Source organism: Cryobacterium sp. 10I1 (assembly GCF_035019805.1).
Classification (GTDB): domain Bacteria; phylum Actinomycetota; class Actinomycetes; order Actinomycetales; family Microbacteriaceae; genus Cryobacterium; species Cryobacterium glucosi.
In genome coordinates, this window is the sequence record NZ_JASJVF010000088.1 from 1 (window position 1) to 12,294 (window position 12,294).

At 68.7% G+C, this 12,294-nt stretch carries 12 protein-coding genes; 4 read left to right on the plus strand and 8 right to left on the minus strand.

Annotated features, from left to right (window positions below; translation table 11 throughout):
* Both QN345_RS09570 and QN345_RS09575 read right to left on the minus strand, forming a co-directional pair.
* The coding region (locus QN345_RS09570) for a DUF5671 domain-containing protein (RefSeq protein ID WP_323508605.1) at positions 1-746 on the minus strand (746 nt) is incomplete at its 3' end.
* Complete coding sequence (locus QN345_RS09575; protein WP_134449763.1) at positions 743-1,216, minus strand: hypothetical protein; 474 nt, start codon at positions 1,214-1,216, stop codon at positions 743-745. The genes QN345_RS09575 and QN345_RS09570, both read right to left, overlap by 4 nt.
* A 78-nt stretch (positions 1,217-1,294) precedes the next feature.
* On the opposite strand from QN345_RS09575, the gene QN345_RS09580 reads away from it, so the two are divergent.
* On the plus strand, positions 1,295-2,788 hold the full coding sequence (locus QN345_RS09580; RefSeq protein WP_134449764.1) for a sensor histidine kinase: 1,494 nt from the start codon (positions 1,295-1,297) through the stop codon (positions 2,786-2,788).
* 46 nt (positions 2,789-2,834) lie between these two features.
* Here the strand turns inward: QN345_RS09580 and QN345_RS09585 are convergent, their stop codons facing one another.
* On the minus strand, positions 2,835-3,083 hold the full coding sequence (locus QN345_RS09585) for a WhiB family transcriptional regulator (RefSeq protein ID WP_035837005.1): 249 nt from the start codon (positions 3,081-3,083) through the stop codon (positions 2,835-2,837).
* Between the two features lie 180 nt (positions 3,084-3,263).
* Between QN345_RS09585 and QN345_RS09590 the strand changes: the two genes are divergently transcribed.
* On the plus strand, positions 3,264-3,719 hold the full coding sequence (locus QN345_RS09590) for a hypothetical protein (RefSeq protein WP_322189547.1): 456 nt from the start codon (positions 3,264-3,266) through the stop codon (positions 3,717-3,719).
* A 126-nt stretch (positions 3,720-3,845) separates the two neighbouring features.
* Here the strand turns inward: QN345_RS09590 and bcp are convergent, their stop codons facing one another.
* The 3 genes from bcp to aroA are packed head-to-tail and all read right to left on the minus strand — an operon-like array spanning position 3,846 to position 6,742.
* Entirely contained in the window at positions 3,846-4,325 is a 480-nt protein-coding gene (gene bcp / locus QN345_RS09595; RefSeq protein ID WP_322189548.1) for a thioredoxin-dependent thiol peroxidase, read from the minus strand.
* Positions 4,326-4,334: 9 nt separating this feature from the next.
* The gene (gene rsgA, locus QN345_RS09600) at positions 4,335-5,384 is read right to left on the minus strand and encodes a ribosome small subunit-dependent GTPase A (protein WP_134449767.1); all 1,050 of its coding nucleotides are present in this window, start codon (positions 5,382-5,384) and stop codon (positions 4,335-4,337) included.
* The gene (gene aroA / locus QN345_RS09605; protein ID WP_322189549.1) at positions 5,381-6,742 is read right to left on the minus strand and encodes a 3-phosphoshikimate 1-carboxyvinyltransferase; all 1,362 of its coding nucleotides are present in this window, start codon (positions 6,740-6,742) and stop codon (positions 5,381-5,383) included. The genes rsgA and aroA overlap by 4 nt, the downstream gene beginning before the upstream one ends.
* Before the next feature lie 110 nt (positions 6,743-6,852).
* Here aroA and QN345_RS09610 point away from each other — a divergent pair, with 110 nt between their 5' ends.
* Both QN345_RS09610 and QN345_RS09615 read left to right on the plus strand, forming a co-directional pair.
* Positions 6,853-7,491, plus strand: coding sequence for a sigma-70 family RNA polymerase sigma factor (locus QN345_RS09610; protein ID WP_174774656.1), 639 nt, complete (start codon positions 6,853-6,855; stop codon positions 7,489-7,491).
* Entirely contained in the window at positions 7,488-7,730 is a 243-nt protein-coding gene (locus tag QN345_RS09615; protein WP_134449770.1) for a zf-HC2 domain-containing protein, read from the plus strand. Before QN345_RS09610 ends, QN345_RS09615 begins: the two co-directional genes overlap by 4 nt.
* A 72-nt stretch (positions 7,731-7,802) precedes the next feature.
* Here the strand turns inward: QN345_RS09615 and QN345_RS09620 are convergent, their stop codons facing one another.
* Together QN345_RS09620 and QN345_RS09625 are read right to left on the minus strand one after the other, a co-directional pair.
* Positions 7,803-8,717, minus strand: a complete 915-nt coding sequence (locus QN345_RS09620; RefSeq protein ID WP_241975497.1) for a VOC family protein — start codon at positions 8,715-8,717, stop codon at positions 7,803-7,805.
* 151 nt (positions 8,718-8,868) lie between these two features.
* Positions 8,869-12,195 carry a multifunctional oxoglutarate decarboxylase/oxoglutarate dehydrogenase thiamine pyrophosphate-binding subunit/dihydrolipoyllysine-residue succinyltransferase subunit gene (locus QN345_RS09625; protein ID WP_416347655.1) on the minus strand — a complete coding sequence of 1,109 codons (3,327 nt, stop codon included), beginning with the start codon at positions 12,193-12,195 and terminating at the stop codon, positions 8,869-8,871.
* Positions 12,196-12,294 lie beyond the last annotated feature (99 nt).

Here is a 12,294-nt window from a genome sequence, read left to right on the forward strand (position 1 = left end):
GTGCGGAGTGTCGCGAGCAGCAGGCTCACGATCAGCACGCCGCCGGCGCACCAGACCAGGCCTTCGAGGGGGAGCCACCACCACGGGGCACCCGCGAACGTCGATGCCCCCGACCCGGTGATGGCCGAGTCGAGCAGCGCGCCGAGCGCCGTGACGGCTCCGCCGGTACCGATCACGAGACCGAACACGCTCCCGAGAACGATCGCCGCCGTCGGGAGCCGCAGCGGATGCGTGGCCGGATTCCTGGATATCCACGTGTGCCACACCCACACGGCGGCCCAGACCAGTCCGGTGGCGAGGGTGCGCGGCTGCCAGTCCGCGCGCACGAGGGCCGCTGCGGAGCCGAGCAGGGCGGTCGAGGCGACGACGAGCGCGACGGTGCGCATGCCGGCGAGGTAGAGGCCCCAGGCGAGGGACGACCGATCTTCGCCGTCCAGGCGCCGCCGGAGCACCCACCACAGCAGGGCGGCGAAGGGGCCGGCGACCAGGGTGAAGGCGAGCGAGCGGGCGAGTCCGGCGACGTCTTCCCCTGCGAGAGCATTACCCGCATCGAGCAGGCGCCCCAGCAGCCCGGCCAGACCGATCGCGGCGATCACGACGAGGGCGAACAGGAGGACGAAGGCGATCAGGCGCCGGACCGTCGGCTGGGCCGACCCTCCCCGCGGTGCCGGCGACCGGCGGACCCCGATCACGATGGCGGCGATGACGACGCCGAGCGCGACCAGGAGACCTGCCCCGACGATCACGGGGCATCGGTCGTGGTCGTGGTGCCCGGGCAGATCGCGAGTTGCCAGGGCGCGGAGTCGATCTTCCAGGCGCCGTCGACCGTGAGCAGGTCGAACACCTCCTGGCTCTCGTATTCCGAGGACCCGAAGGGGCCGGCATCCTCCGAGGTGACGATGGACACCGTGACGTCGGCCGAACCGGGCCGCTCCGTCGTCGAGACGAGCGTGACCCTCAGGTCGCCGGCGGCCCGGCCGCCGACCGCGTCGCAACTCGCGAGGGCGTGCGGGGTGAGGAATCCGGCCGCCTTCTGCTCGTCGCCGTCGATGACAGCGGCAGAGTAGCGCTGGACGACACCGGCCGGGGTCGCCTGGCCGAGCTGCTCCGGCGCTCCGCGGGAGAAGACGACGACGAGCGCGACGATGACCAGAACTACGATCACGGACAGAACGGCGATCAGGGTGCGATCGGGCCTGCCCGGAGTGGGGTTCATCTGACCAGCATGACACCGCGCGCCGATTCATGGTCGCCCCAGTCACTTTCCTCGTTCAGGGGGACCTAGGCTGGCAGGGTGTCGACGCTCAGTGATCTCGTACTTGCCCAGGGCCGCAGCAGTGCCGAGGATGTGGACTGGCTCCACATGCTCGTCGCGGATGGTCAGCTCCTCGCCGACCTTGCTTTCGCGGACATCGTGGTGTGGGTGCCCGGCACGACCGGGAGCTTCGTGGCGGTCGCGCACGCGCGCCCCTCGAGCGCCGCGACCCTGTTCTACCGCGACTTCGTCGGGCAGGGAATCAAGGGGGAATGGCGCCAGCAGGTGACGGAGGCCTTCGAGTCCGCCAGGATCGTGGATACGACGGCCCCGGACTGGTACGAGGAGACTCCGACCCGCGTCAGGGCGATCCCCGTGATGCGCCGGCTCAGCACGACCGGTTCCCAGATCGCACCCGTGCCCGTCGCCGTGCTCACCCGGCACACGAACCTCAGCGAGGCGCGCACGCCGAGCCGCCAGGAACTTACCTTCAACGACTGCGCCAACGACCTGTTCGCGATGATCGCCTCCGGCGATTTCCCCGATCTCGGCGCTCCGACCGGCCCGCGCCGCGGCGCCCCGCGCGCCTCGGACGGCCTGATCCGGCTCGACCTCGACGGTGTCACGACCTTCGCGAGCCCCAACGCGCTCTCCGCCTTCAACCGGATGGGCTTCGTCGACGAGCTCGAGGGCGAGTCACTCGCCGAGGTCACGACGGGATTGCTCACCGGCACGGTCGTCGTCGACGAATCGCTCCCGCTCGTCGTCACCGGCCGGGCTCCCTGGCGAACCGATGTCGAGGCTCGCGGGGTGACCGTCTCGCTCCGCGCGATCCCGATCCGCAACCGCGGCCAGCGGATCGGCGCGATCGTGCTCTGCCGCGACGTGACCGAACTGCGCCACCAGGAGCGCGAGCTCATCACGAAGGACGCGACCATCCGGGAGATCCACCACCGGGTGAAGAACAACCTCCAGACCGTGGCGTCGCTGCTCCGGATCCAGGCCAGGCGGACCCACTCCGATACCGCGCGCGAGGCGCTCAACCAGGCCATGCGCCGGGTCGCGGCGATCGCTGTCGTCCACGACACCCTGTCGACGGGGCTGAACCAGCAGGTCGACTTCGACGTCGTCTTCGACCGGGTGCTGCTCCTGATCGCCGAGGTCGCATCCGCTCACAACACGACGGCGCACCCGAAGCTGTCCGGCAGTTTCGGCGTTCTGCCGAGCGCCTTCGCCACCCCGCTCGCGCTCGCGCTCACGGAGCTCGTCACGAACGCGGTCGAGCATGGCCTCGCCGGCCGGGAGGGCGAAGTCGTGATCGAGGCCGAGCGCAACGAAGAGACCCTCACGGTGCGCGTGCGTGACAACGGTTCCGGTCTTCCCGAGGGCAAGGTCGGATCGGGACTGGGCACGCAGATCGTGCGCACCCTGATCCAGGGCGAGCTCAGCGGGAGCATCGACTGGCACACGATGATGGGCAGCGGCACCGAAGTGACGATCGAGATTCCCCTGCGGTACATGCGTGAGACCTGACTGCCGCGGGGGCGGCGCGCCAGGTCTCAGGACACGGGCGGTGGGGCTAGGACGCGCGGCGCGCCCGTGCGGCACGGCGCTTGAGGGCGCGGCGTTCGTCTTCGCTCAGGCCGCCCCAGACGCCGGAATCCTGTCCGGTCTCCAGTGCGTACTGGAGGCACACCTCGGTCACATTGCAACGGGCACACACAGACTTGGCCTTCTCGATCTGGTCCACAGCGGGTCCAGTGTTACCGACGGGGAAGAACAATTCCGGGTCGGCGGTGAGGCAGGCCGCTTTGTCGCGCCAGTCCATAGAGATGCTCCTTTATTGCAGGGTGCCTGGCCGATTGGCCGAAGATGAGAGGCTGCCGATTGCAGGAAGGTAAGCGATTTACGCATTCATAGGGCTCACGTCCCTGTGAGCGTCAACCGGGCCTCAATTATGGTCGCATAATGGTGGGGTCAAATCAATAGTTTGGTATGGGATATCTCTGTGAATCAACAGTTCGACCAGCGTCCGGACGGTGACGCCGGTGCGTTCCGCCCGCTTCGTGCGCCCGCACTCCTTCTCCTCGCCGGCCTGCTCTGGGCCGAGGCCGCCCTGCTCTGGGCCGCGGTGGTCTGGCTCGTCCTCGAGCTTCTCACCGCGACGCCGACCTCGCTCGCGAGCGGGGTCGCGATCCTGATCATCGTGCTGATCGCCGCCGCCTGGGTGACCGCGATCGCGGTCAATTCCCTGAGGCGCCGCGGCTGGATCCGCGGCGCCGCGGTGACCTGGCAGGTCGTGCAGATCGCCGTCGCCGTCGGCTGCTTCCAGGGGCTGTACGCGCGTCCGGATCTCGGCTGGGCGCTCCTGGTGCCCTCGATCGTGGTGCTCGGGCTCCTGTTCACCCCCGCGGTGCTCGCGGCCACGCAGACCCCGCGGGATGAGGGCGACACGGCCGGGTAGACATCCGTCGCCGAGTGTTCACACAGTATTTCGTCCAGGCAGCAGGTCGGTGCCGCCCGGACGGCAGCGGATGTCGTCAGCGGCCGCTGGGGGCCCCTGACGGCCCCGGGGAAGTGGGACCGGGTGTCAGTCGCCGAGGCCGAGCTTCTTGCGCAGGCTCGCGACGTGGCCCGTCGCACGTAGGTTGTAGAGCGCGAGGGTGATCAGTCCGGCCTCGTCGATCACGAAGGTGGACCGCAGGACGCCCGTGACGGTCTTGCCGTAGAGGTTTTTCTCGCCCCAGGCGGCGTACGCCCGGTGCACGGTGAGGTCGCTGTCGCTCAGGAGCGGGAACGTGAGGCCCTCGGCGTCCCGGAAGGCCCGGAGCTTCTCCGGCGTGTCCCGCGAGACGCCGAGCACGCGGTAGCCCGCAGTCTCGAGCGAACCGAGGCTGTCGCGGAAATCGCAGGCCTGCTTCGTGCAGGCCGGGGTGAGCGCGGCCGGGTAGAAGTAGACGACGACCTTCGAGCCCGCGAACCCGGCGAGCGAGACGGATGCGCCGTCCTGGTCGGTGAGCGTGAACTGCGGTGCCGGGTCGCCGGCTTCGAGGCGCGTGGAATCCGTCATGCCCCCACGTTAGTGGTGCGGGGACACCGCGAAGGTCGCGAGCAGTCGTTGCAGCGAGTCGAGGCGGGCCTTGCCGGTGTCGCCGAGTTCGCCGGCCGCGACGGCCTCGTTGATGGCGCAGTCCGGCGAGTCCGGCAGATGGGTACAGCCGCGCGGGCACTTCTCCGCGATCGCGGCGAGGTCGGTGAACGCCTTGAGGATGTTGTCGGTGTTGATATGCCCGAGGCCGAAGGAGCGCACTCCGGGAGTGTCGATGACCCAGCCGCGGCCGGCATCCGTTTCGAGTCGCAGCGAGACCGTCGAGGACGAGGTGTGCCTGCCGCGGCCGGTCACGGTGTTCACGACGCCGACGGCGCGGTGCGCGTCCGGCACGAGGGCGTTGACGAGCGTGGACTTGCCGACGCCGGAGTGGCCGACGAAGACGGTGTCATGGCCGACGAGCGCAGCGGAGATGCTCTCGAGCGGCATGGCGTCGTCGCGGCTCGTGAAGACGATCAGGTCGAGGCCGGCGAAGTTGTTCAGGAACTCGGCGGGATCGGCGAGGTCGGTCTTCGTGATGCAGAGGATCGGCGTGACGCCCGCGTCGTACGCCGCGACGAGGTACCGGTCGACCAGGCGGATGCGCGGCTCCGGGTTCGCGGCGGCGACGACGATGAGCATCTGGTCGGCATTGGCGACGATGACCCGTTCGACGGCGTCGGTGTCGTCGGCGCTGCGGCGCAGCAGGGTGACCCGCGGCACGATCCGCACGATGCGGGCGAGGCTGCCCTCCGCCCCGGTGGTGTCTCCGACGATGTCGACGCGGTCGCCGGTCACGACGGCGTGCTTGCGCAGCTCGCTCGCCCTGGCCGCGGTCACCCGTCGTTCGGTGTGCTTGTTCTCGTCGAGCATGACGGTGTAGCGGCCGCGGTCGACCGAGAGGATGCGCCCGGTGAGCGCGTCCTCGTGGTCAGGGCGGGTCTTGGTGCGCGGTTTGCTGCCCTTGCGGTTGGGGCGCACCCGCACGCTCGACTCGTCGAACTCGGGTTCGTCGTCGTCCGCGCCGGCCCACCAGCTCATGCGAGCACGGTCGAGGCGAGGAGCGCGTGCCACAGTTCGGGGAACTGGGGGAGCGTCTTCGCAGTCGTGCCGATGTCCTCGACCAGGACGCCGGGAACAGCGAGGCCGATCAGGGCTCCCGCCGTCGCCATCCGGTGGTCGTCGTAGCTGTGCCACTGTCCGCCGTGCAGGGGCCGCGGGTCGATCTGCAGGCCGTCCGGCAGCTCCGTGACGGCGCCGCCGAGCCCGTTGATCTCCGTCACGAGGGCGGCGAGGCGGTCGGTCTCGTGGTTCCGGATGTGGCCGATGCCGGTGATCGTGCTCGGGGAATCCGCGAGGGCGGCGAGGGCGACGAGGGCCGGCGCGAGCTCACCTCCCGTGGAGAGGTCGAGAGTGACGCCGGTGAGATGCTCGCCCGCGGTGACCGTGAGACGGTCGCCCGCGCGGGTGACGATCGCGCCGAACAGCGGCAGCAGGTACGCGAGGTCGGCGCCGACCTGGGTCGTCTCGGCAGGCCAGCCCGTGATCGTGACGCTCCCGCCGGCCACGAGCGCGGCCGCGAGGAACGGCGCGGCGTTGGACAGGTCTGGTTCGATGTCGACGTCGATACCCCGGATCGGGCCGGGCTCGACGATCCATTCGCCGACGGCTGGGCTCGTCACGGTGACCCCGCGGCGGGCGAGGGTCGCGATCGTCATCTCGATGTGCGGCAGGCTCGGCAGGCGTTCGCCGTCGTGTCGGAGGTGCAGTCCGCGCTCGAACCGCGGGGCGGCGAGGAGCAGGCCGGAGACGAACTGGCTCGAGGTGGACGCGTCGATCGTGACCTCACCGCCGGAGAGGCTGCCGGTGCCGTGCACCGTGAACGGCAGCGCGTGGCGGCCGTCGTCGTTGATGTCGGCGCCGAGGGCGCTGAGGGAGGAGATCGTGGTCGCCATCGGGCGGCGGCGTGCACCGGCGTCGCCGTCGAACGTCGTCGGGCCGAGCGCGAGGGCGGCGACGGGCGGGAGGAAGCGCATCACGGTGCCGGCCAGGCCGCAGTCGATCGTCGTCGAGCCGAAGAGCTCGCCGGGGGTGACCCGGAGGTCCGTGCCGAACTCGCCGTCGCCGGGGACGGACTCGATCGTGGCGCCCAGCTGCCGGAGCGCATCGACCATCAGGTCGCTGTCGCGGGAGTGCAGCGGTGCGCGGAGGAGGGAGGGCCCGTCGGCGAGGGCCGCGAGCACGAGCTCGCGGTTGGTGAGCGACTTCGAACCCGGCAGGGAGACGACGGCGGCGAGCGGCCGCGCTGCAACAGGGGCCGGCCACCAGGCATCCGTCTCTTCGGGCGCGTTGTCGCCGTAGGGATCGAAATCGGGCTTGGAATATCTCGAGATCAACATCGGTTATCAGGATAGTCGGTGATGAACAGATGAGGGAGGTCCCGATGGTGCTGTCAACGGTGCTTGAACGACCCGAAACGTCCGTGATCGACGCATTAGAATTGTCCGTGATGACAACTGACGCGATCGACCTGCGAGACCTGTTCGAAGAACAGGCGATGCCCTACATCGACCAGCTCTACGCCGCAGCAATGCGGATGACGCGCAATCCTTCGGATGCGCAGGACCTGGTCCAGGAGACGTTCGTCAAGTCGTTCGCCGCTTTCAAGCAGTTCGAGCAGGGCACCAATCTCAAAGCGTGGCTCTACCGCATCCTCACGAACACATTCATCAACACCTATCGCAAGAAGCAGCGCGAGCCCTACCAGGGCACCATCGACGACCTCGAAGACTGGCAGCTCGGGGGCGCCGAATCGACGACCGCGATGGCGAGTCGCTCGGCAGAGGCCGAAGCGATCGATCACCTGCCGGACAGCGCCGTGAAGGACGCCCTGCAGTCCATCCCGGAAGACTTCCGGCTGGCCGTGTACTTCGCCGACGTCGAGGGCTTCTCCTACCAGGAGATCGCCGAAATCATGAAAACACCGATCGGCACCGTGATGAGCCGCCTGCACCGTGGCCGGCGACTCCTGCGTGACCTGTTGGCCGGCTATGCGCTCGAGCGCGGCCTGGGCTCAGCCCAGCCCGCATCCGGGACCCCGGCTGCAACGGGCCGGGCCGGTCGTAACACCTCTGGGAGCACGAAATGACCGATTGCGGCTGCGAGAAGGCCAAGGCCGAACTCGAGGAATACCTCCACAACGAACTCTGCGGCGAGGACACCGCCGATATCCAGGAGCACCTGGCCCACTGCACGGACTGCAGCAGCGAACACCTCGTCGGGCGCACCCTGACCGAGGCCGTGCAGCGCGCCTGCCGGGAGATCGCTCCGGAAGACCTCCGCGACCAGGTGTTGCTCAAACTGCGTACCATCCAGTCCTCGCACTGACTCCCGCCTGGCACTGACTCCTGCGTGGCGTGTCCCTCGCGGCACCGTCGTTCGGCGGATGCCCGTGACGGGTCACCCGGCGGACTGGCTGGTTTCGACGTCACTCTCGTCGACGTCGATGAAGGCGGCATCCGCGAAGGCAGCGTCGTCGCCGACGCCAGTCGCGACCGTTTCCGTCGTTGTGGCGTCGTCCCTGGCCGCGCCGGTCGGCGTGCCGGCCTCGACCGAACCCAGGTAGAACATCGCTCCCGTCGGGTCTGCGACCTGGGCGAAGGTGCCGAACTCCGAGTCCCACGGCTCGCGAAGCACCGCGCCGCCCAGCTCGACGACCCGGGCGGCGGCCGTTGCCGCGTCCGGGACGCCGAAGTACACCGCCCAGTGCGAGGGAACACCCTCCGGGAGGAACGCCGTCGAGTCCATGACCCCGGCGACGGGCATGCCCTCCGGCCCGATCGTGCTGTACCGGAATTCCGGGGTGTCGCTCAGGACCTGCGGGTCCCAGCCGAAGACGGTCGCGTAGAACGGCAGGGCGGCGTCGTAGTCCCGACTGCTGAGTTCGTGCCAGATCGGTGTCCCCGGCCGGGCGACGGTGTGGAAGCCGTCGAACTCAATGGGCTGCCAGATGCCGACCGCGGCGCCGGAGGGGTCCGCGAGCACCGCGGTGCGTCCCATCCCGCCGACCGTGAGCGGCTCCAGGAGCACCTGGCCTCCGGCTGCGACCGCGGCCGTCACCGTGTCGTCGACGTCGTCGACCGAGAGGTAGACGAGCCACGCGTCCGGCGCGTTCGACCCGTCAGGGGCGGCGGCCATTCCTGCGACATCTGCGGCTCCGCGCGAGAAGGTCACGTAGTTGCCGTATTCGGGTCCGGATTCGCTCGCGTGCCACCCGAAGAGCTGGGTGTAGAACTCACGGTCCTTCGAGGGATCCGAGGTCATCAGGTCGTTCCAGCAGGGTTCGCCGAGCCGGGTCACATCGCGGGTGGACACAGCAACACTCCTTCGGTCGCGTCGCGGTCCCTGTCACCTTCGAGGTCGCGATCGCGGCCAGCCTACGACCGGGCCCGTCTCCGGGCAATGCCCGTGCCCTTCCGGTCGAGAGTGCCCGCCAGAACGGGAACTCTCGACCGGAAAGGTACGCCTAGAGGGTGAGCGCGTTCCTCAGCAGGTCGACCTGTTCGGCGGCGTGCCGCTTCGCGGAGCCGGCCGCCGGCGATGCGGAGGCGGCCCGGGAGAACACCCGAACCGGGCGCTTGACGACCTTGCTGGTGCTGAAGTAGAAGAACGGCCAGGCGCCCTGGTTTTCCGGCTCATCCTGCACCCAGGCGAGTTCGGCGTCCGGGTACTGGGCGACGACCTGCTGAATCTCGGCTGCGGGCAGCGGGTAGAACTGCTCGATCCGCACGAGTGCGATCTCGGGGTTCGGGTTCTTCTCGAGCTCGCTGAGCAGGTCGTAGTAGAGCTTGCCCGCCATGAACAGCACGCGCTTGACAGCGGACTTGTCTGTGATGCGCGCGTCGTCGATCACGGGCTCGAAACGTCCGCTGGTGAAGTCGGCGACCGCGCTCGTCGCGCCGCGCAGGCGGAGCATCGACTTGGGCGTGAAGACCACGAGCGGGCGCCGCGGGCGCATGTACGCCTGGCGGCGCAGCAGGTGGAAGTACGAGGCCGGCGTCGAGGGGCGGGCGACGGTCATGTTGTTCTCGGCGCACAGCTGGAGGTAGCGTTCGATCCTCGCCGAGGAGTGGTCGGGGCCCTGGCCCTCGTACCCGTGCGGGAGGAGGAGCACGACGGAGGACCGCTGGCCCCACTTCTGCTCGGCGGAGGACACGAACTCGTCGATCACGGTCTGGGCGCCGTTGGCGAAGTCGCCGAACTGGGCCTCCCAGAGAACGAGCGCGTCGGCGCGTTCGACGGAGTAGCCGTACTCGAAGCCCATCGCCGCGTATTCGCTCAGGAGCGAGTCGTAGATCCAGAACCGGGCCTGGTCCTCGCTGAGGTTCGCGAGCGGCAGCCATTCCTGGCCGTTGATGCGGTCGTGGAGAACGGCGTGACGCTGCACGAAGGTGCCGCGGCGGGCATCCTGGCCGGCGAAGCGCACCGGGGTGCGCTCGAGCAGGAGGGAACCGAGGGCGAGGAGCTCACCGAACGCCCAGTCGATGTTGCCGTTCCGGCTCATGTCCGCACGCTTCTGCATGAGCTGCTGGAGCTTGTTGTGGACCGTGAAGCCGGCGGGCTTGTTGAGGAAGGCATCCCCTATGAGGTGCACGACCGCCTCGGGGACGCCCGTGGTCGCAGGCTCGCCGACGGCTTCGTCCTGGAGGTTGTTGCCGGAGGACAGGCCCTGGCTGCCGACGACCGGAATCGACGAGGACTGCGCGGCGTGCGTCTCCATGAACGCGCGTTCGAGGCGGTCCTGGAAGTCGGCGTGCGCGGCCTCGTACTCTGCCTCGGTGATGTCGCCACGTCCGACGAGCGCCTCGGTGTAGAGCTTCCGCACCGAGCGCTTGGCCTCGATCAGGTTGTACATCAGGGGCTGGGTCATCGAGGGGTCGTCGCCCTCGTTGTGGCCACGCCTGCGGTAGCAGATCAGGTCGATCACGACGTCGCGCTTGAACTCCTGGCGGTAGGCGAATGCGAGCTCAGCGACCCGCACGACGGCCTCGGGGTCGTCGCCGTTCACGTGGAAGATCGGCGCCTGGATGGTCTTCGCGACGTCCGTCGAATACACCGAGGTGCGCGCGTCGAGGGGCAGCGTCGTGAAGCCGACCTGGTTGTTGACGACGAGGTGGATCGTGCCGCCGGTGCGGAAGCCGCGCAGCTGGGACATCTGCAGCGTTTCGAGCACGATGCCCTGGCCGGCCATGGCTGCGTCGCCGTGCACGAGCACGGGGAGGGTCGAGAAGGTGCCGATCGGCTTGCGGTCCTGCTTGGCGCGCACGATGCCCTCGAGGACGCCGTCGACGGCTTCGAGGTGCGAGGGGTTCGCGGCGAGGTACACCGGGATCTCCACGCCGTTGTTTCCGCGGAAGCTGCCCTCCGTGCCGAGGTGGTACTTGACGTCCCCTGAGCCCTGCACGCTTCTGGGGTCCTGGGTGCCCTCGAACTCGCGGAAGATCTGGCCGTAGGTCTTTCCGGCGATGTTGGTGAGCACGTTCAGCCGGCCACGGTGGGCCATGCCGATCGCGACGCCGTCGAGGCCGGCATTCGCCGCACCTTCGAGGATCGCGTCGAGGAGCGGGATGGTGGACTCGCCGCCCTCGAGGCTGAACCGCTTCTGGCCGACGTACTTGGTCTGCAGGAAGGTCTCGAAGGCCTCGGCCTCGTTGAGCTTTCCGAGGATGCGCATCTGCTCGTCATGCGTGGGCTTGACGTAGGTCTTCTCCATCTTTTCCTGCATCCACTTGCGCTGGGCAGGGTCCTGGATGTGCATGTACTCGATGCCGGTCGTGCGGCAGTAGGAGTCGCGGAGCACACCGAGGATGTCGCGGAGCAGCATCAGCCGCTGGCTGCCGAAGCCGCCCGTGACGAACTGGCGGTCGAGGTCCCAGAAGGTCAGGCCGTGGTTGGCGATGTCGAGGTCGGGGTGGGTGCGCTGGGTGTATTCGAGCGGGTCGACGTCGGCCATCAGGTGTCCGCGGACCCGGTAGGCGTTGATCAGTTCCTGCACGCGCGCGGTCTTGTCGACGGCGCTCGCGAGGTCGACGCTGATGTCGGGCGCCCAGTGGATCGGGTCGTATGGAATGCGCAGCGCCGCGAAGATGTCTTCGTAGAAGTGGTGCCCGCCGATGAGGAGCTCGTGCACGATCTTGAGGAATTCGCCGGAGCCGGCGCCCTGGATGACGCGGTGGTCGTAGGTGCTCGTGAGGGTGATGGTCTTGGAGATGGCCAGGCCGGTGAGCGTCTTGACGCTCGCACCCTGGAACTCGGCCGGGTAGTCGAGGGCGCCGGCGCCGATGATGCAGCCCTGCCCCTTCATCAGCCTGGGGACGGAGTGCACGGTCCCGATGCCGCCCGGGTTGGTGAGCGAAACGGTCGCGCCGGAGAAGTCGTCGGCGGTCAGCTTGTTCTTGCGCGCGCGGGTGACGAGGTCTTCGTAGGACGACAGGTACTCGCCGAAGGTCATGGTGTCCGCACGCTTGATCGCGGGGACCATCAGGGCGCGGGTGCCGTCCGGCTTGGGCAGGTCGATCGCGATGCCGAGGCCGACGTGGGCGGGAGCGACGACGGAGGGCTTTCCGTCGATCTCGTCGTACCAGACGTTCTGGCTCGGGAACATCTTGAGGGCCTTGATCAGCGCCCAGCCGATCAGGTGCGTGAAGGAGACCTTGCCACCGCGGGACCTGCGCATGTGGTTGTTCATCACGATGCGGTTGTCGATCAGGAGCTTGGCCGGGATGGTGCGCACGCTCGTCGCCGTTGGCACGGTGAGGCTCGTGGCCATGTTGGCGGCGAGGCTCTTCTGCATGCCGCGGAGCGGGGTGACGAGGTCCTGCGTCTCGGCAGTGCCCGCCGGCGCCTTCTGGCGGGTCGTCGAGGACTACAAGGTCACCGTGCTCTTCACCGC

Bases quoted from the DNA above. Each gene is read 5' to 3' on its own strand.
- QN345_RS09575 (WP_134449763.1), bottom strand. From the start codon at position 1,216: ATGAACCCCACTCCGGGCAGGCCCGATCGCACCCTGATCGCCGTTCTG.
- QN345_RS09585 (WP_035837005.1), bottom strand. From the start codon at position 3,083: ATGGACTGGCGCGACAAAGCGGCCTGCCTCACCGCCGACCCGGAATTG.
- bcp (WP_322189548.1), bottom strand. From the start codon at position 4,325: ATGACGGATTCCACGCGCCTCGAAGCCGGCGACCCGGCACCGCAGTTC.
- rsgA (WP_134449767.1), bottom strand. From the start codon at position 5,384: ATGAGCTGGTGGGCCGGCGCGGACGACGACGAACCCGAGTTCGACGAG.
- aroA (WP_322189549.1), bottom strand. From the start codon at position 6,742: ATGTTGATCTCGAGATATTCCAAGCCCGATTTCGATCCCTACGGCGAC.
- QN345_RS09610 (WP_174774656.1), top strand. From the start codon at position 6,853: ATGACAACTGACGCGATCGACCTGCGAGACCTGTTCGAAGAACAGGCG.
- QN345_RS09615 (WP_134449770.1), top strand. From the start codon at position 7,488: ATGACCGATTGCGGCTGCGAGAAGGCCAAGGCCGAACTCGAGGAATAC.
- QN345_RS09625 (WP_416347655.1), bottom strand. From the start codon at position 12,195: ATGCAGAAGAGCCTCGCCGCCAACATGGCCACGAGCCTCACCGTGCCA.